Raw genomic sequence first — 19,228 nt, 5'->3', positions numbered from 1 at the left:
ATGACGGCGCATCTTTCATGCGCTACAGGAGGGTGTCTTGAAGGCTTTGGCGCGTTTTTCACAGTTTGTCGGCAATAGTTTTGCGCTTTGGGTGCTGCTGTTCGCAGTCTTGGGCTTCTTGCTGCCGGAGCAGTTCCGTCAACTGACCCCGTGGATCGTTCCCCTGCTGGGGATCATTATGTTCGGAATGGGTCTGACCATCTCGACCCGCGACTTTGCCGAGGTTTTCCGCCGTCCGGTCGAGGTTGGCGTTGGCGTTGTATCGCAATTCCTGATCATGCCGCTGTTGGCCGTGCTGTTGACCCGCATCATCCCCATGGACCCGCAGGTTGCGGCGGGGGTCATTCTGGTCGGCTGTTGCCCCGGTGGAACGTCGTCCAACGTCATGACCTATCTGGCCAAGGGCGATACGGCGCTTTCCGTGGCCTGCACCAGCGTGACGACCTTGGCCGCGCCGATTGTGACCCCTTTCCTGATGTTGATGCTGGCCAGTGAATATCTGCCGGTGGACGCATGGGCGATGTTCATCTCGATCCTGAAGCTGATGCTGCTGCCGCTGGCGCTTGGATTTCTGGCGCAGAAACTGGTGCCGACATTGGTTCGTGCCGCGGTGCCTGCATTGCCTTTGGTCAGCGTCACGGGAATCGTGCTGATCGTTGCGGCGGTTGTCGCGGCATCAAAAGGGGCGATTGCGGAATCCGGTCTGATGATCTTTGTCGTCGTCGTTCTGCACAACGGCTTGGGCTATCTGGTCGGCTTTCTGGCCGCGCGCGCTGCGGGTCTTGGCCTTGCACGCCGCAAAGCCATCGCGATCGAGGTGGGGATGCAGAATTCAGGTCTGGCTGCCGCCTTGGCGACGGCCTATTTTTCGCCTCTTGCTGCCGTGCCAGCCGCGATCTTCAGTGTCTGGCACAATATCTCGGGCGCGATTGTGGCCAGTGTGCTGTCGCGGATGAAATAATGCCTAGCAGGCCGCCGATACCAGCGGCGGTCGATGCATCGGGGTATTAGCACTGACGGCCATATCCCCGAAGGCACAGTCAAAGACAATATCGCTGCCCAGACCAAAGACCCGCGTTTCCGGACGCAAAGCCTGTGACAGGGTCTGGACCGGTGTCATCGTTGTCAGACCCTGCGGGCCAGCGCCGATAATCAGTGGCGCGATAGAGACCTGAAGCCGGTCCAGCAACCCCGCCTCCAGAAAGCCGGTGATCGTCAGGCCGCCACCCTCGACCAGCAGGCTGTTCAGGCCCATGCCATGCAGGCCGGTCAGGATCTGTTGCGGATCAAGGCGACCATTGGCGGCGGTTAGGCGCAGAACTTCGACCCCTGCAGAGCGTTCGCGGTCGACCGCCTGAATAATGATCCGGCGCGCGCCGCAAGGTTTCAGCACGGGGGCATCATCGGGCAACCGCCCGCGTGGATCGATCACGATACGTGCCGGATTGTCGCCGCTGCACAACCGCACGGTCAGGCGCGGATTGTCATGCAGGGCGGTTTTGACGCCGATGATCACACCATCAACCAGGGCCCGCAGACGGTGCAGATGCGCCAGCCCCTCGGGGCCGGACACGTCACGGGCGTCACCCGATGCGGTGGCCACCCGCCCATCCAGCGACTGGCCGATCTGGGCAATGGTCAGCGGACCCAGATCGCGCCTTGCGACGGGGCCGTATATTTGCAGGGCGGCGCGTTCTGCCGTGGTGAACTGACCGCAGCAAAAACAGGCACCGTCACGACGCACCGATTGGAGGCGGTCCCAGACTTTCGGGGTGACATCAATGGCGTGCATGGTGATCCCTCTATCAGCTGTGTGTCGGCGGCAGGGCCAGAATATCCTGATGCCCGATCAGGCACAGGCTGTCGCTGGCCATGCCGATCCGCGTGCGTGCCCAGTCTTCCGTCATCGAGGCGCCTGCCTCGGATGCCGCTTGGGCGATGCCTTGGACCAATTCGCGGTGCATATCGGTATGGTCGGCATCGATGCGCCACGGCGTGCTGGCATGGGTGACGGTAAAGCCGGCCCGCGCAAAAGCATCCATAGCCACAGTTGCGGCATCAGGACCAAGCGCGGGGCCAAGCCCCTTGTCATTGCGCTGGTGCTGGTTGAATGCTTCGGTCACAGGGTGGTCGCGGGGCAGGGCCGGGTCCCATTGCATCACGCCGTCATAGGACAGCGCCGCATAGAACCCGATGCCCTTATCGGCCAGCAAAGCCACCAAGCTGTCCACCCAATCCGCCGACATCAGATCCAGCAAGGCCGAGGCTGTCACCAGCGTCACCCCTTGCAAGGGCAGCGCCTGCAAATCGGCAAGGTCCAGCACATGCGTGTCGCAATTGCCAAGATTTTTGGCAATCTGCAGCAGGTCGGGATCGTTGTCGACCAGATGCCAGCGGGCGTGATCAGGCAGATGGCCCGCAAAGGCCCGCAGCGTCGATCCCGTTCCGCAACCCAGATCCAGAATAACAGGATCGGGGCCAGCGGCCTTGACCGCCTGTGCCAGCAGATCCGCATCACGCGCCTGCCGGTCGACAGGTTCACGCAAGGACAGCCATTCCGGTGAAAAGCCCATGTTACAGGTTCGCCTCGTACCACGCGCGGGCGACATGACTTTCATGCAGGGTGATCCGCAGCTTTTTCAGGCGCGAGGCATCCCCCAGACCACCGTCGCGGGCAGTTTGTGCAAGGCTGTCGAAAATCTCTTTGCACAGGAATTCGGTGGTGGTGAATTTCCCCTTGAAGGCCGGAACATCGTCAAGGTTCTGATACCGCAGGGGTGCAAGTGCGGCACCCAAAGCATCGGTGGCCAAACCCATATCGATCACCAGACCTTCGTCATCAATACTGTCGGTAAAAAAGGCGGCATCGACGGTAAAGGTTGCACCATGCACGCCTTGGGCCGGACCGAAGGTGGGCGAGGGGAAGGAATGGGCGATCATGATATGGTCACGGACTTCGACAGCAAACATAGGGTCTTCCTTTGACGGTCAATAAGTAATGCGGTGGCACAGTGTTTCCGGATCGGCCAGAATACGTGGATAAGCGGCTGCTATATCGGCAAAAGCGGTTTGTCCGGAAATCAACGCATCCAGCCGGTCATCGACCAACAGATCCAGCGCTTTGGTCAGGCGGCGACGGTAATTCCAGCGCGGCGCACGGTCTGGCGGGATTGACCCGACCTGAGAGCTGATGATCCGCAGGCGTTGGCTGTGGAAGGCCGCCCCCAAGGGCAGCGCGACGTTGTTCGCACCATGCCAGCTTGCCTCGACCACGGTTGCTTGGGGGCCGGTAATCTGTAGGGCCTGGACCAGTCCGGCTTGGCTGGCACTGGTATGGATCACAACGTCCTGTTCGGCGGGGGCAGCATCGGGTGCCGCGAAATCACAGCCAAACGAACGCGCCAGTGAGGCCCGCGCGGGAAGGGTGTCGATCACTGTCACCTCGGCCCCCGGAAGGCGGGCGGCAAGGGATGCGACCAGCAGGCCGACCAGACCCGCCCCGATGATGGTGATCCGGTCACCGGCCCCTGCGTGGCTATCCCACAGGATGTTCAGCGCGGTTTCCATATTCGCCGCCAGAACCGCGCGTTCGGGGGGCAGGTTCTGTGGCAAGGGAATCAGGGCATCATCGGGAAGGCGGAAGCTGTCCTGATGCGGGAACAGCGCAAAAACGTTCCGACCGGAATAGGCCCCCTCGGTCGCCAATCCTACGTTGGAATATCCGTATTTGACCGGAAAGGGAAAATCGCCCTGCTGGAAGGGCGCGCGCATACGGTCATATTCGCTGTCGGGGATGCAACCGGACAGGACCAGACGCTCGGTCCCGCGGCTGATGCCTGTGAACAGGGTTTTGACGTGACTGCCCGTGCCGATGGCGGCAGGGCGGATTTCGGTCCGGTCAGGCCCTGTGACCCAAAGTGCAGATGCCATCATCACATCATATGTCCCGATTTGCTGGCCTTTGTGTCCAGATAGCGGGTATTTTCCGGCCCGCGACCGACATGCAGGGCAACCCGTTCCACCACCTTGATGCCTTCGCTGTCCAGACGGGCAATCTTGGCGGGGTTATTGGTCATCAGGCGCACCTGTCCAATGCCCATCTGGCGCAGCAATGCGGCACCCGTGCGGAAATCGCGTTCGTCATCTTCGAAGCCAAGGGTATGGTTCGCCTCAACCGTGTCCAGCCCCTGATCCTGCAGGCTATAGGCGCGCATCTTATTGGCCAGACCTATACCGCGACCTTCCTGGTTCAGGTACAGCAGGACGCCGGATCCGGCGTCGTTCATGGCGGCCAATGCGGCGCGAAGCTGGGGACCGCAATCGCATTTCAGGCTGCCCAGCACATCACCGGTAAAACAGGCGGAATGCAGGCGCACCAGAACCGGTTGCGACGGGTCGGGGTCGCCGACCTGAATGGCGTAATGTTCCGCCCCGCCGTCGTTGTTGCGAAACACATGCAGGCGTCCTGCATGGGCGGCGAACATCGGCACGCGGGCGTTCGAAACCGGCTGCGGGTCGCGGGGGGCGCCGGTTTGTTCCAGCGCTTGGGATGCATGAAGAACGCCAAGGTTATGGCGAATGGCCGTCTCCATCACGTTCGGCCCGCGGACGACCAGTGCCGCCGGTACCAGTTCGGCCTTTTTGACCAAACGGATGGCGGCGTGATGCAGGTCGGCGGGTGTCTGATCCGATGACAATGGCATGGCCGAGGCGACAGGAATTTGCCGCGACGGATCGGCCAATGCCTTCAGCCAGTCCAGCCGCGCGGCTGCCGGAACAGGCATCAATGTCACGTCACCTTCTGAAGGGTGCTGGCCCAAGGCAGCAGCGCGACGTGATGTCATGACCAGTTCGGCGGCGCCTTCCAATGCGTGATAGCGGTCTTGCGACAGCGTTTCGACCGGCAGGATCATCGCCGCGCCTTCGCTATCCGTCAGCACCACAGGCAAACCAAGTCGCAAATCCGAAACCATGCGGGCGACGCGCTCGGACAGCGCGGGTGCGAAAGGGTCTTCGGTTTGCGCAGAAGGAGCTGCGAAGCTGAGCGGGGAAAAAGCACGCATGATCAACCGTCTGTCCAAGGAAAATGAAAGGGCACGGGAAAGGGAACATGACAACAGATGCTTCGGTTCCGCAATCTTCCCTGGACGTGTCAGTTTGTCGCGAGGCTTTCGGCCCTAACCGCTTTGGCGCAGCGCGGCTGCAAAGCGGTCGAAATGGACAGGTCGCGCGGTAATGACCGTGCCGGTGTCTTCGGGGCGTTCATTAGCGCTCCACCCCTCGACATGGCAGCCTGCCGCGCGCAGCAGCACCAATCCCCCTGCAATGTCCCAAGGACGCAGACGGCGTTCCCAGAAACCGTCCAGCCGACCCGCAGCGACATAAGCCAGATCCAACGCTGCGGCCCCCATGCGGCGCACCCCTGATGAATTCGGCAGGATGCGGCACAGATCTGCGGCGTAATCTTCGATATGCGGCATGTTGCCAAAGGGAAGGCCGGTGCCGAACAGGCAGGCGTGGAATTCGGGATCAGGCATCCGTGGAACCGGCTGGCCGTTCAGCAGGAACAGCCCCCCTGACACCGCAGTAAATGTTTCGGATTTGACCGGATCATGCACAACGCCCAGCACCAGTTCGCCATCCTGTTCCAGCCCGATAGAGACAGCCCAATGCCCGATCCCGCGCAGGAAATTCGTGGTCCCGTCCAGCGGATCGACGATCCAGCGGCGGTTGGTGCCTGTGGTTTCGCCTGTTTCCTCGCCCAGCCAGCCGTCATCAAGGTTTGGCCCCAGCAGGTGGTCGCGCAACAGATCCTCGGCCTTGTGGTCGGCTTGCGATACAAAATCACCGGGGCGCTTTTCGCTGATCACCAGCTTGGCCCGATCGCGCCAATAGGTCATCAGCAGATCGCCAGCCTTATGGGCAGCGTCAACGGCAAGTGTCAGGTCGCGGTTCAGGGACAAATCGGCACCTTTATCATTTGGCGGGTGTCAGGGCGTAACGCCGCGGGACGGCGGCGGGTTGCCCGTTGTTTCGCGCGGTGCGATCATCGCCAGGACAACCGCCAGTGATCCTGCCATATGATCGCGCATCAGGGCAGCCGCCTTGTCACCATCCTGCGCGATAATCGCCTGCAGGATCGCATGATGTTCCTGCCTTGAACTGTCCATCCGTCCGTTACTGGTGTGAAACTGGGCATTGCGCCAAGGCAGGGTGCGGCGGTTCAGATCGGCCAGTAAATCTGACAGGACCTGATTACCTGCCCCCAGTCGCAATGCTTCGTGGAAGCGCCGGTTCAGGGCGGCGTAATCGTCATGGGTACGGCATTCGACGGCAAGAATTTCGGTCAGCTGGGCCCGTGCGATCGGGGTCATGCGCTGTGCGGCCAGACGGGCGCATAGTGCCTCGATTTCGCCCAAAGCCTCGAACATATGGCCCAGATCGGTCGGGGTCATGCGGCGAACGATAAAGGCACGGCGGGGCCCGCGTTCGACCAGTCCTTCGGCGGCCATCCTTTGCAATGCTTCACGCACGGGGGTGCGGGACATGTTGAAGCGGTCTGCCAAGGCGGCCTCGGCCAAGGGATCGCCGGGCCGCAGTTGCCCTGCAACGATCTGCGCCGACAAACTGGCATGTATCTGGTCGGCAGAACGGGGCGCGGACATAATTTGCAACCTTAATTGTATTTTTTATATTATGATATGTATACAATTCAAAAGGCAAACGCCAAGTGATTCCGGCAGGAGGTGACAGATGACAGGCTTTGATTTTCTTTCAGGCCGCAGGCCCCCGACCTATGCGGGCAAGGCAATGGTGGCGACATCACATCCACTGGCGACGGCGGCAGGGTTGGGAATGCTGGCCAAGGGTGGCAATGCGGTCGATGCGGCGATTGCGGCAAGCGCGGTGCAGGCAGTGGTCGATCCCTTGATGACGGGGATCGGCGGCGATTGCTTTGCGCTTTATGCGCCCAAGGGTGGCAAGGTCATGGCGCTGAACGGATCTGGCCGTGCGCCTGCTGCTGCCACGATCGACGCGCTGAAGGATGCCGGACTGGAGGATCATATTCCCCAGACCAGCCCTCATGCTGTCACTGTCCCCGGCGCGATTGCCGCATGGTGCCGCTTGCATGCCGATCATGGGACTTTGCCGCTGGCCGATCTGTTTGCGCCAGCCATCGCCTATGCCCGCAACGGGTTTCCGGTCACGCCACGCGTCGCGCAGGACTGGGCCGAGGCTGCGGAGTTGATCGCGGGCGATGAACATGCCGCCACCGTGTTTTTGCCGGATGGCAAGCCGCCCGTCGCAGGTGCCCGCCATGCCCAACCCCTGCTGGCCGACCGGTTACAGGAAATTGCCACAAAGGGTCCTGCAGCTTTCTATCAGGGTCCGACTGCAGCCAAGATGGTCGCGCATCTGCGCAGTCTTGGCGGCTTGCACACAGAACAGGATTTTGCGGATGCCACCGACGGGGCTGATTGGGTCGATCCGATCAGCGCATCCTATCGCGGGTATGATATCCATGAATGCCCGCCGAACGGGCAGGGGCTGGCCGCGCTGTTGATTCTGAAGATCATCGAAGGGTTCGACATCGCCGCCATGCCCCCTGCCGACCGTGTCCATTTGCAGGCCGAGGCGACCAAGCTGGCCTATCACCACCGCGACGAATTGCTGGGTGACCCTGCCGGTTGCCCCGATGTGGTGGAAACCTTGCTGTCGGACCCTGCCATTGCCGCGCTGCGGGCGCGGATCGATATGACGCGCGCCATGCCGCCTGCCTTGTGGGACGAACCGGAACATAAGGATACGATCTATCTGTGCGTCGTGGATGGTCAGGGGAATGCGATTTCCTTCATCAACTCGATCTTTCACGGGTTCGGGTCGACGCGACTGGACCCTGCGACGGGGGTGCTGTTCCAAAGCCGTGGCGCGTCGTTCCGGCTGATCCCCGGTCATCCGAATGCCATCGCGCCGGGCAAGCGTCCCATGCATACGATCATTCCGGGCATGGTCACCCAAGGCGACCGCGTGGTGATGCCTTTCGGCGTCATGGGCGGGCAATATCAGGCAGCGGGTCATGCGGCCTTTTTGTCGGCGCTGATTGATCAGGGCATGGACCTGCAACAGGCCATGGACCAGCCGCGCAGCTTTGCCACCGAAGGCCGTCTGGACGTCGAGGCATCCATGCCTGCCGATATCCGCGACGATCTGGCGGCACGGGGGCATGCAATCAACGTGCTGGCCACACCGATGGGCGGGTCGCAGGCCATCCGGATCCATGCAGATACCGGCCTGCTAGAGGGTGGATCGGACAGCCGTAAAGACGGCATGGCACTGGGCTATTAGGACAAGGACGGCGGATATGTTAAGATTTCTGAAACGCATCGGCATCGACACCTATATGCTGTTGCTTCTGGGCACAGTGTTGCTGGGGCTGGTGCTGCCCGCACGCGGCGTGGCGGCTGTAGGGCTGTCGCAAGTCACCTATTGGGCGGTGGCGCTGCTGTTCTTTATCTATGGCGCCAAGCTGGATCCGTCCTCGGTCAAGGCGGGGATGATGAACTGGCGGCTGCAAGGGCTGTCATTCATCGCGACCTATGTGGTCTTTCCGTTGCTGGGACTTGGGGTTGCAGCGATCTTTGGTGATCTTCTTGGTCCCGAGGTGACGATGGGCCTGTTGTTTCTTTCCGTGCTGCCATCGACCGTGCAATCCTCGATTGCCTTTGTCAGCATGGCGGGGGGCAATGTGCCGGCGGCAATCTGTTCGGCGTCACTGTCGAATATGCTGGGTGTTGTGCTGACCCCGACGCTGGCGGCGCTGGTGCTGCATGCAGGTGATGGCAGTGTCAGTCTAGATGCGATGGTCCGCATCGGATCGCAAATCCTGTTGCCTTTCATCCTTGGCCAGTTGCTGCGCCCTTGGGTTGGCGGGTTTGTCAAAGCGCATAAGATGCTGACGCTGGTTGTCGATCGCGGTGCGATCCTGCTGATCGTCTATTCAGCATTCGGCGCAGGCACCGTATCGGGCCTTTGGGCATCGATTCCGCCTGCCAGCCTGATCGCGTTGATCGGCGTGATGCTGGCGTTCCTTGCGCTGGTTTTCGGGGTGATTTCAGGCATCGGTCGCGCGTTCCGCCTGCCCGGACCGGATCGTTCGGTCCTGTTCTTTTGCGGCTCGACCAAAAGTCTGGCGTCGGGCCTGCCGATTGCAGCGGCGCTGTTTCCGGCGGAAACGGTGGGGGCGGTGGTCCTGCCGGTCATGGTCTATCACATGTCCCAGTTGCTGGTCTGTGCGATGATTGCCCAGCACAGCGCACGCAAGGTGCAGGCGCAGATGCTGGCTGCATAGAACCGGATTGCAAACCTGACATTCCGGAATTGCATGACGTGCAATTTTTCAGAGTGTCAGGTGTTGACCCGCGCGGGGAAACTTCTTAGCTGGCTAATGAATCAGCGAAAGCATGTCCCATGACGCAATCACATGTCATCATCGAGGCGATCCTGCATCTGATGCGCGATCTGCGCCGTTGCTATGACCATCAGGCCCAGGCGATGGGGCTGACCCTGTCGCGCGCCCGTGCCCTGACCACGCTGGCCCGCAACGAAGGCATTACCCAAACCCAGCTGGCCACCGATCTGGGGATCGAGGCACCGACCCTCAAGCGTCAGATCGATGCGCTGGTTACGGATGATTTTATTGAACGCCGCCCTTTGGACAGTGATGCCCGTAAAAACGCGCTGTTTCTGACTGAACGCGGACGCGATGCGGCCATCGTTGAATTTACCAATCACCTGCGCAGTGCGATGCTGGATGACATCCCGACCGAGGAACTGGACCGCACCATGCTGGTCCTGAACAAGATCACCCACAATATCCGCAAGCTGGACCGCACATGAACGACCAGCCCCAACCCGCAGAACCTGCCGCCCCGCAGCGTCCTGCGCCGCACCCGCCGCTGCCGTTCTGGCTGGCGGTGGCCTATATGACGGCGGCTGCGATGATTGCCCTTTCGCAGGGCCTGCAACAGGGGTTTATCACCACCAACCTGTCGCAGATCGCCGGTGATCTGGGGGTGACAACCTCGAAGGCGGCGTGGCTGTATATTGCTTATACCGTTCCCCGCGCGGCGTTGCCGGTCTTGCTGATCAAGGTCCGCACGCAATACGGGTTGCGCCGTTTTGCCGAACTGGGGATCATCGTCTATGTGCTGGTTGCCTTTACCGCTGTCTGGGTGACGGATTTCCGGTCGGCCCTTGTGGTTCAGGCGCTTTCGGGTGCCGCAGCTGCGCCGCTGTCGACGCTTGGCTTCCTTTACATGCTAGAGGCTTTGGCCCCCGAATGGAAAATGCGTCTGGGCCTGCCGATGGCGCTGACGGTATTGCTGTTGGGGTCGTCCCTTGCGCGGATCGTGTCACCGGCGCTGATCGGTGATGGCGGGTTGCTGTGGATCCACCTGACGGGGCTGGGCATGGCGATGGTGTCGCTGATGCTGGTGTTCTTCCTGCCCCTGCGCCCCATCCCTCGCATGAAGGTGATCGAGCCGACGGATTTCCTCAGCTTCGGTCTGATCGCGCTGGGGTTCGGGGGAATGACGACCGCCTTTATCATGGGGCCGATCTATTACTGGACGAATGCCGCGTGGATCGGCTGGACGATTGTCGTTGCGGTGATTTCACTGACGCTGGCAATTATTGTCGAATTGAACCGCAAGGCGCCGCTGCTGGATGTGCGCTGGCTGGCCAGCCCTACCATTCTGCACCTGACGGGGACGCTGTTCCTGTTCCGGCTGATCCTGTCCGAACAGGCCGCGGGCGCGCCCAAGATGTTCACCATTCTGGGCGTCGCACCCAGCCAGATGGTGGTGCTGTTTGCGGTAATCACAGTGGCCACCCTGCTGGGTGCGCTGGCCTGCGTGGCATGGATGCGCCCGAACCGTGTGCCGTGGTTCCACCTGATCGCGCTGTTGCTGATTGCTTTTGGGGCATTGCTGGACAGTCAGGTCACCAGCCTGACGCGGCCTGCCCAGATGATCTTCAGTCAGGCGCTGGTCGGATTCGCAGGCATGCTGTTCATGCCGCCCGCGATGATGACGGGGCTGATCACCGCACTGACCAAAGGGCCGCAATATCTGCTGTCGTTTATCATCGTCTTTATCTCGACCCAAACATTGGGCGGGGTGCTTGGGTCGGGGCTGTTCACCACCTTCACCACGCATCGGCAGGCGTTCCATTTGCAGGGGCTGGCCGAACAGCTGACCCCCAGCGATCCGATGACGGTGCAAGCACTGACCCTCTATGCGACCAATCTGGCCGGACAGATCACCGACAGTTCGGTGCGTACCGCGCAGGCCGCCAGTCAGGTCGTCCAGATCGCCACAGCGCAGGCCTGGGTGCAGGCCTATGCCGATGCCTATCTGCTGACGGCAATCGTCGCGATGATCGCGGCGGGGGCACTGCTGCTGCATGTGCTGCGCGACATGATGGCCCGCAAGGCCGCAACCTGAATATTCAAGGGCAAGACCATGAAAAAAGAAAACCTTCTGCCAACTGCCGTTGCCCTGGTTCTGGGGATTGCCGGTGTGCTTTTGTTGCTGTTCGCATGGCATCTGCCGCCGTTCCAGGCATCGACGCCGACGACGGAAAACGCCTATCTGCGGGGCAAGGTCACATCATTGGCCCCCCAAGCCTCGGGCTATGTGTCCGAGGTCGAGGTAACAGATTTCGACACCGTCAAGGCGGGCGACGTCATTGCCCGTATCGACGACCGTATCGCCCGCCAGAAACTGGCACAGGCCGAGGCGCAGTTGCAGGCGGCCAATGCCGCACTTGAGGTTGCCGAACAAAGCATTGTGTCCGCCGAAGCCTCGGCCCGCGCCAATCAGGCTGCGGTGGATGCCGCAGGCTCGGCGCTGGAAATCGCGCAGACGGCAGCGGACCGTTCAGGGCGCTTGCTGGATCGGGGCGTCACGTCGCAATCCTCGACCGATCAGGCGCAGCTGACCTTGCAACAGGCACTTGCCGCCCAGACGCAGGCCAATGCCCAGCTTGCCGTCCAGAACGAGGCGATCCGTTCGGCCCGTGTCGCACTGGATTCCCGTCACGCCGATATTACCAGCGCCGAAGCCGCAGTCGAACTGGCGCGTATCGATCTGGACAATACCGTGATCCGTGCACCAACCGATGGCCGTCTGGGCCAGCTGTCCGTCCGCGTGGGGCAATATGTCACGCCGGGAACGGCTTTGGTGTCCCATGTCGGCACCGATCTGTGGGTCATCGCAAATTTCCGCGAAACGAACCTGAACGGGTTGACCCAAGGGCAGGCTGTGACCTTCACCGTCGATGCGCTGCAAGGGCGTCGATTTAACGGCAAAGTGCAGTCATTTTCGCCCGCGACGGCATCGGAATACAGTCTTTTGTCGGGAACCAATGCCACGGGCAATTTCACCAAAATTGCCCAACGCCTGCCGGTTCGCGTGTCTATTGACGACGGGCAGGAAGATGCGGACCAACTTCGTCCGGGCATGTCTGTCGTAGTGTCCGCCGTCCAGTGATATCTGGAACGGCGGGAACCCAAGCCCTTGTGCCACGTTTGCCCTGACCCAGCAAACGCGGATCAAGGAGCCCAAGATGGCGAACACTCGCGCAGCCAGGATTGCCGTCAACGGCACCACCTATGACTTTAACGGCGACCCGCGTCGCAGTCTTCTGGACTTCCTGCGCCTTGAACTGGGCATGACAGGAACCAAAAAAGGCTGTGACCATGGTCAATGCGGTGCCTGCACCGTCCACGTCAACGGACGCCGCATCAATTCCTGCCTGTCACTGGCCGTGATGCATGACGGTGACGAGGTCACGACCATCGAAGGCATCGGAATGCCCGACAAGCTGTCGGCGCTGCAAAAAGCCTTTGTCGAACATGACGGATACCAGTGCGGCTATTGCACCCCCGGCCAGATTTGTTCCGCCGCGGCCATGATCGAGGAGATCAAGGCAGATTGGCCAAGCGCCCTGACCGATGACGTCGCCGCCAAACCCGCCATCAGCGACAACGAGTTGCGCGAAAGGATGAGCGGTAATCTGTGTCGCTGCGGTGCATATGACAACATCATCAGCGCCATCAAGGATGCCATGGGACAAGAGGTGGCATCATGAGGGCTTTTGATTATACCCGCGCCTCTGCTTTGCCCGATGCTGTTGCCGCCGACGCCAAGCTGATCGCGGGCGGCACCAACCTGCTGGACCTGATGAAGCTGGAGGTCGAGACCCCTGACAGCCTGCTGGACATCAATCGCATCGGTCTGGACCTGATCGAGCCAGAGGGCGACGGCCTGCGGATCGGTGCTTTGGTGACCAATTCCGATTGCGCCGCCGATCCCCGTATCCGCAAGGATTGGCCGCTTCTGTCCAAGGCCATTCTGGCAGGTGCCAGTCCCCAACTGCGTAATAAGGCGACGACGGGTGGCAACCTGTGCCAACGCACACGCTGCGGCTATTTCATGGACAACCGGTCGGCCTGTAACAAGCGGCAGCCAGGGTCCGGCTGCGCGGCGATGGGCGGGTTCAACCGTATTCACGCCATTCTTGGTGCGTCGGATGCCTGCATCGCCACCTATCCCGGTGATATGGCGGTCGCGCTGTCAGCCTTGGACGCCCATGTGGTTATCGCAGGCAGCGGTGATGCGCGCACGGTCCGTGTGCGTGATTTCCACGTCCTGCCGGGGGATAAGCCGCAATTCGAAAACGTGCTGCAAAAGGGCGAGGTGATTACAGGTGTCACCTTGCCTGCGCCGGTGAAAGGGCAGCATATCTATCGCAAGGTGCGCGACCGCGCGTCCTATGCCTTTGCCTTGCTGTCGGTGGCGGCGGTGATCCGGATGGATCAGGGCCGCATTGCCCATGCCCAACTGGCCTTTGGCAGTCTGGCACATAAGCCTTGGCATGATCCCCGCATCGAAGAACTGCTGACCGGTGAAACGCCATCAACTGCATTGTTCGACAAGGCTTCCGACCTGCTGCTGGAAAATGCACAGGGGCATGGGGCCAATGATTTCAAGATTCCTCTGGCGCGGCGCACCCTTGCAGCCGTTCTGGCCGAAGCGACGGGAGTGTGAGTGATGTTTGGAACATATGACCGTCCTGACCAGCGCAATATGCTGGACCGCACCAAACAGGGTGTGATCGGCAAGCCGCTGGACCGCCCCGAGGGCCATCTGAAGGTTGCGGGACAGGCAACCTATGCCGCCGAATATCAGCGCCCCGATTGCGCCGAAGGTGTGTTGGTTGGCGCAACCATCAGCAAAGGCCGCGTCACCGCCATTCACCGCGATAAGGTGATGGCGATGCCCGGTGTGTTGGGGGTCTACGCCGCGCAGGCCATGCTGCGCCGCGCGGCCCAAGGCACTGCGGGGCAGGCACCTGCACAAGATGTGCAGCAGGTGGATTTCCCCTTGCAGCCGGTTGCTTTGGTCGTGGCCGAAACCTTTGAACAAGCCACCGCAGCCGCCAAGGCGTTGCAGATTGACTATGACGATCAATCCGCAGATGCGGTGTTTGTGCCATCCCGCGAAATGGCCGAACCAGCGACCGAACCGACTGAAGCGGGTGACATCGACGATGCGATGACGCAGGCGAAACACGTGGTCGACCATATCTATACCACCCCCGGACATTCCAGCACCGCGATGGAGCCGCATGCCTCGATTGCCGAATGGGACGGGGACAAGCTGACCCTTTGGGGCAGTTTCCAGATGTTGAAATACAACATCAAGGAATTGGCAGACAGTCTGGGTATTGCTTCCAGCAAGGTCCGGATCTTGTCGAACTATGTCGGCGGTGGCTTCGGATCGAAGCTGGGCATCTCGCATGACGCGGTTTCCGCAGCGGTCGCGGCGCGGGAATTGGGACGTCCGGTGCGCGTGGTTCTGACGCGCCAGCAGGTGTTCCAGATCATTATGCGCAGGTCGGAAACCGAACAACGGGTGCGATTGGGCGCGGATGCGGATGGCCGCCTGATTGCCTTGGGGCACGAGGCATGGGTGTCGAACCTGCCCGACGAAGCCTTTGCCGAACCCGTGACCCAAGCGACCGAGTTTCTTTATGCCGGTGAGAACCGCCGTCTAGCGATCGAGCTGTCGCAGATTTGCCGCGTAACCGCAGGTTCTGTCCGTGCCCCGGGCGAGGCTGTAGGCATGCAGGTTCTGGAATCCGCAATGGACGAACTGGCCTGCCAGATGCAGATTGACCCGATTGAATTGCGCAAGTGCAATATTCCTTCAGTGGTGCCGGGGGACGGCACGCAATATTCATCGCGCAAACTGGTCGAGGCTTTGGATCAGGGTGCCAAAGCCTTTGGCTGGGACAAGCGCAAGCCGAACCCCTGTATGCGTCGCGAAGGCGAATGGTGGATCGGAATGGGCATGGCGTCGGCTGCGCGGGTGAATATCCTGATGGCGGCACAAGCACGGGTGACGATGCGGGCCGATGGATCGCTTCTGGTGCAAAGCGACCAGACCGATATCGGCACCGGCAGCTATGCCATTCTAGGCCAGATCGCAGCCGAGATGTTGGGCCAGCCGATTGACCGTACCGAGGTAGAGCTGGGCGATAGTTCATTGCCGCATGGTGCGGGCTCGGGGGGCAGCTGGGGTGCCAGCTCGACCGGATCGGCGGTTTTTCGGGCCTGCGAGGCGATCCGCGGCGTTCTGGCGGGTCGTCTGAAATGCCGCCCTGACGATCTGCATCTGCAAGACGGTATGGCATGGGCCGAAGGGATCGCGCCGCGCCCCGTCACCGATCTTCTGGACGGTGATATTGCCAAGATCGGGCTTATCAAGCCGGGCAAAACCTCGAAAAACTATCAGCAGGCGACCTATGGTGCCTTCTTTGTCGAGGTTGCCGTGAATGCCTTTACCGGCGAAACGCGCCTGCGCCGTATGACGGGTGCCTTCGGGATCGGGCGTGTTCTGAATGAAAAGACCGCGCGGTCGCAATGTCTGGGTGGTATGGTCTGGGGCATCGGCAGTGCGCTGACCGAGGAATTGGCCTTTGATAACCGTGACGGTCATCTGGTCAACCATGATCTGGCCGAATACCATGTGCCGGTTCACCGCGACATTCCCAAGATGGAGGTGATCTTCGTCGAGGAACGTGACGGCGTCGCATCCCCCTTACAGGCCAAAGGTGTCGGCGAATTGGGCATCTGCGGTGCTGCAGGGGCGGTGGCAAATGCCATTTACAACGCCTGCGGTGTACGTTTGCGCGATTTCCCGATGACACCGGACAAGCTGTTGGCGGATCTGCCTGATCCTTTTACGGCAGCATCCTGATACAAGGCGGCAGGGGGTGAACCCTTGCCGCCTTTTCCATGACATGATCCCAGATAAAGGACGCCCCCCATGGCCGATGATAAAATGCCCCAAGTTGCTGAATATGACGGCCCTGTCGGTGGTTGGGGGTCGGCCAAGGGCATGGCGGCGGTGGGGCGTACGGCCCGCCCAAGTCCGGGGGCAATGAAGACGCTGGCCCATCAGAACAAGCTGGGCGGGACGATGTGCAGTTCCTGCGCGTGGGGCAAACCTGCCCATCCACATGCAGCCGAGTTTTGTGAAAACGGTGCCAAGGCGACATTATGGGACCTGACCTCGGCGCGATGCGGACCGGATTTCTTTGCCACGCATAAGGTTGCCGATCTGGTGACGTGGTCGGAATACGATCTGGAACGGGCAGGGCGGTTGACGCATCCGCTGCGCTATGACGCGGCGCAGGATAAATACGTCCCGACGACATGGGATGCGGCATTTGACGCCATCGGGGCCGAATTGCAGCAGTTGGACCCAAAGAAGGTCACCTTCTATGCGTCGGGCAAGGCCGCGCTTGAGGCATCCTATCTTTATGCGCTGTTTGCGCGATCCTATGGACATACGAATCTGCCTGACAGTTCGAATATGTGCCATGAAACCACCTCGGTGGGGTTAAGTGAGATGATCGGATCACCGGTCGGCACCTGTGTGCTGGAGGATTTCGAACATTGCGACATGATTCTGCATGTCGGCCAGAACCCCGGCACCAACAGCCCGCGCATGCTGCACCCCTTGCAAGAGGCTGCCAAGCGCGGGTGCCATATCGTCGCCATGAACCCATTGCGGGAAAAGGGTCTGATAGAATTCGCCAATCCGCAAAGCCCGATGCAGATGACAGTGGGTGCCCCGACCGAAATTGCCGACAGCTATCTGCAGGTCCGCACCGGTGGCGATATTGCCGCACTGACCGGCATTGCCAAACATGTGTTGGAGCTGGAGGAGACCGAGGGAGGCATTCTTGACCACGATTTCTTGAACCAGCACTGCCATGGTCTGCAATCTTGGATGGATTGGGTGGCCGCAACACCGTGGGACCGGTTGGAAAAGGTCAGCGGTCTGTCGCGTCAGCAGATGGAACAGACCGGCAAGGTCTATGCGGGATCAAAGGCGGTGATCGGTGTCTATGGCATGGGTCTGACGCAGCATGTGCATGGGTCCGATGCCATCGGGACCTTGGTGAACCTGTTGCTGCTGCGCGGTAACATCGGTCGCAAGGGGGCGGGGTGTTCGCCGGTGCGTGGCCATTCCAACGTGCAGGGCCAGCGCACAGTAGGTATCTCTGAAAAACCCGATCTGGTGCCGAATGACAAGCTGCGCGCATTGTTCGGGATCGAACCCCCGATGGAGGAAGGTTGGAACACCACTGCCTTTGTCAACGCGTTGCTGGAAGGTAATGCGCAGGGCTATGTCGGTTTGGGCGGCAATCTGGCCCGTGCGGTTCCTGATCAGGACCGCGTGGTGCAAGCTTGGGGAACGATGCCCTTGACGGTCCATATCGCAACGCGCCTGAACCGCACCCATCTGATGCCCGGAAAATCATCCTGGATCCTGCCCTGTCTGGTGCGGGCAGAACAGGATATCCAGAACGGCACCAACCAGCAGGTCACGGTCGAGGATAGCTTCAGCCATATCCAGGCCTCGATCGGGCATCGCACCCCCGCCAGCGAAGACCTGAAATCCGAGGTGGCAATTATTGCGGGCATTGCTGCCGCGACGGTTGATCCGAACCCCAGACTGGCATGGCAGGACTGGACAGGCGATTATGCGAAAATCCGGTCGCTGATCGCCAAGACCTATCCCGAACAGTTTCATGACTTTGAAACGCGGATGAACCAGTCCGGTGGCTTTTACCGCGGCAATCCCGCACGGGAACGGCAGTGGAAAACCGACAGTGGCAAGGCGAATTTTACCGTGCCGCAGGATCTGGATGCGACGGGCTTGGGCGATGCAGCCGATGTTTTCCGACTGATGACCCTGCGATCGAACGACCAGTTCAATACAACCATCTATGGCATGTCGGACCGTTTACGCGGAATCACCGGCGACCGGATGCTGGTCATGATGTCCCCACAGGACATGCAGGCGCTGGGGCTGAAGGCTGAACAGCGCATCGCGTTGCGGTCAGTTATGGACGATGATGTCCAGCGGCAAGTCAAAGGCTTGCGCGTCATTCCCTATGATCTGCCGCGCGGCTGTCTGGCGGGGTATTTCCCCGAATTGAACCCGCTGGCCCCATTGTCGCGCGGCGACAGGCTTTCGGATACCCCCGCAAGCAAGGGCATCCCTGTCAGTATCGACGTGACTTAATCCGCGTCGGGCATCGCCCCGGATTGATATAATCCGGGGTTGGCCACGACTTTCTGGCACAGCGCCAGCAGGGTCGCCTGTTCATCATCACTCAGGACACAGAAAATTTCGGCCTGCCGTTTCTGGATGGTTGCGCGGATTTCATCGTTCAACTGCTGTCCTGCATCGGTCGGGAACAACTGCTTGGCGCGCCCATCCTCGACAGAAGGACGCTGCGTGATCAGGCCGCGCTGTTCCAGCAGGCTGACGGCACGGCTGATGGTGTTTTGTGGACGCGGGAAAACCCGCATGACATCGCGTGCCCGCAATCCTGGAAAAGACGTAATGGCATAAAGCGCCGACCAGCATTGGACAGGCATGCCGTAACGCCGTTCGATATAGCGGTTTGTCACCTGGTTGTTCGACAACACAATATGGGTGATCGAAGACAATTCCTTCAGATCGGATGACAGCAGTCGGGCCAGAAGCGGATCACTGTCCATTTTATCCTCATTTTTTTTAAAAACTGACATTTAAATTCCATCATAATCAATTGCGCATTGCGAAATAAAACCATCTGGATC

Annotated in this window: 18 protein-coding genes; 10 read left to right on the top strand and 8 right to left on the bottom strand. The window is 60.6% G+C overall.

Annotated features, from left to right (window positions below):
• The first annotated feature begins 37 nt into the window (after window positions 1–37).
• Window positions 38–961: a bile acid:sodium symporter family protein gene (locus DWB67_RS02040; protein ID WP_119805829.1), complete on the top strand. Its 924-nt coding sequence runs from the start codon at window positions 38–40 to the stop codon at window positions 959–961.
• Between the two features lie 3 nt (window positions 962–964).
• Here the strand turns inward: DWB67_RS02040 and DWB67_RS02035 are convergent, their stop codons facing one another.
• The 7 genes from DWB67_RS02035 to DWB67_RS02005 form a co-directional block, all read right to left on the bottom strand.
• Window positions 965–1,792, bottom strand: coding sequence for a RibD family protein (locus DWB67_RS02035; protein ID WP_119805828.1), 828 nt, complete (start codon window positions 1,790–1,792; stop codon window positions 965–967).
• A gap of 13 nt (window positions 1,793–1,805) precedes the next feature.
• Window positions 1,806–2,573 (bottom strand): trans-aconitate 2-methyltransferase, encoded by a 768-nt coding sequence (locus DWB67_RS02030; RefSeq protein ID WP_119805827.1) that lies wholly within the window; start codon window positions 2,571–2,573, stop codon window positions 1,806–1,808.
• A 1-nt stretch (window position 2,574) separates the two neighbouring features.
• Window positions 2,575–2,970: a 6-carboxytetrahydropterin synthase gene (locus DWB67_RS02025; RefSeq protein ID WP_119805826.1), complete on the bottom strand. Its 396-nt coding sequence runs from the start codon at window positions 2,968–2,970 to the stop codon at window positions 2,575–2,577.
• An 18-nt stretch (window positions 2,971–2,988) separates the two neighbouring features.
• A complete protein-coding gene (locus tag DWB67_RS02020; RefSeq protein WP_119805825.1) occupies window positions 2,989–3,933 on the bottom strand; it encodes a zinc-binding alcohol dehydrogenase in 945 nt (314 codons plus the stop codon).
• Window positions 3,933–4,973 carry a GTP cyclohydrolase II gene (gene ribA / locus DWB67_RS02015; protein WP_255418531.1) on the bottom strand — a complete coding sequence of 347 codons (1,041 nt, stop codon included), beginning with the start codon at window positions 4,971–4,973 and terminating at the stop codon, window positions 3,933–3,935. Before ribA ends, DWB67_RS02020 begins: the two co-directional genes overlap by 1 nt.
• 204 nt (window positions 4,974–5,177) lie before the next feature.
• Window positions 5,178–5,963: an inositol monophosphatase family protein gene (locus DWB67_RS02010; protein ID WP_255418507.1), complete on the bottom strand. Its 786-nt coding sequence runs from the start codon at window positions 5,961–5,963 to the stop codon at window positions 5,178–5,180.
• Between the two features lie 27 nt (window positions 5,964–5,990).
• Window positions 5,991–6,665, bottom strand: coding sequence for a GntR family transcriptional regulator (locus tag DWB67_RS02005; protein ID WP_119805823.1), 675 nt, complete (start codon window positions 6,663–6,665; stop codon window positions 5,991–5,993).
• A gap of 88 nt (window positions 6,666–6,753) precedes the next feature.
• Between DWB67_RS02005 and ggt the strand changes: the two genes are divergently transcribed.
• The 9 genes from ggt (at window position 6,754) to DWB67_RS01960 (ending at window position 18,665) form a co-directional block, all read left to right on the top strand.
• Entirely contained in the window at window positions 6,754–8,346 is a 1,593-nt protein-coding gene (gene ggt, locus DWB67_RS02000) for a gamma-glutamyltransferase (RefSeq protein ID WP_119805822.1), read from the top strand.
• A gap of 16 nt (window positions 8,347–8,362) precedes the next feature.
• Window positions 8,363–9,349, top strand: a complete 987-nt coding sequence (locus tag DWB67_RS01995; RefSeq protein ID WP_119805821.1) for a bile acid:sodium symporter family protein — start codon at window positions 8,363–8,365, stop codon at window positions 9,347–9,349.
• Between the two features lie 119 nt (window positions 9,350–9,468).
• Complete coding sequence (locus DWB67_RS01990) at window positions 9,469–9,897, top strand: MarR family winged helix-turn-helix transcriptional regulator (protein ID WP_119805820.1); 429 nt, start codon at window positions 9,469–9,471, stop codon at window positions 9,895–9,897.
• Entirely contained in the window at window positions 9,894–11,504 is a 1,611-nt protein-coding gene (locus tag DWB67_RS01985) for an MFS transporter (RefSeq protein ID WP_255418506.1), read from the top strand. Before DWB67_RS01990 ends, DWB67_RS01985 begins: the two co-directional genes overlap by 4 nt.
• A gap of 18 nt (window positions 11,505–11,522) precedes the next feature.
• Entirely contained in the window at window positions 11,523–12,551 is a 1,029-nt protein-coding gene (locus DWB67_RS01980) for an HlyD family secretion protein (RefSeq protein ID WP_119805819.1), read from the top strand.
• Between the two features lie 76 nt (window positions 12,552–12,627).
• Window positions 12,628–13,152 (top strand): 2Fe-2S iron-sulfur cluster-binding protein, encoded by a 525-nt coding sequence (locus tag DWB67_RS01975; protein WP_119805818.1) that lies wholly within the window; start codon window positions 12,628–12,630, stop codon window positions 13,150–13,152.
• Complete coding sequence (locus DWB67_RS01970; protein ID WP_119805817.1) at window positions 13,149–14,111, top strand: xanthine dehydrogenase family protein subunit M; 963 nt, start codon at window positions 13,149–13,151, stop codon at window positions 14,109–14,111. The genes DWB67_RS01975 and DWB67_RS01970 overlap by 4 nt, the downstream gene beginning before the upstream one ends.
• A gap of 3 nt (window positions 14,112–14,114) precedes the next feature.
• Window positions 14,115–16,325 (top strand): xanthine dehydrogenase family protein molybdopterin-binding subunit, encoded by a 2,211-nt coding sequence (locus DWB67_RS01965; RefSeq protein WP_119805816.1) that lies wholly within the window; start codon window positions 14,115–14,117, stop codon window positions 16,323–16,325.
• Window positions 16,326–16,394: 69 nt separating this feature from the next.
• Entirely contained in the window at window positions 16,395–18,665 is a 2,271-nt protein-coding gene (locus DWB67_RS01960) for an FdhF/YdeP family oxidoreductase (RefSeq protein WP_119805815.1), read from the top strand.
• Here the strand turns inward: DWB67_RS01960 and DWB67_RS01955 are convergent.
• The gene (locus DWB67_RS01955; RefSeq protein WP_119805814.1) at window positions 18,662–19,147 is read right to left on the bottom strand and encodes a MarR family winged helix-turn-helix transcriptional regulator; all 486 of its coding nucleotides are present in this window, start codon (window positions 19,145–19,147) and stop codon (window positions 18,662–18,664) included. The genes DWB67_RS01960 and DWB67_RS01955 overlap by 4 nt on opposite strands.
• Window positions 19,148–19,228: the final 81 nt, after the last annotated feature.

This window comes from Paracoccus sp. JM45 (genome assembly GCF_003590715.1).
Classification (GTDB): Bacteria; Pseudomonadota; Alphaproteobacteria; order Rhodobacterales; family Rhodobacteraceae; genus Paracoccus.
This window is presented reverse-complemented; position numbering and strand designations above follow the sequence as displayed.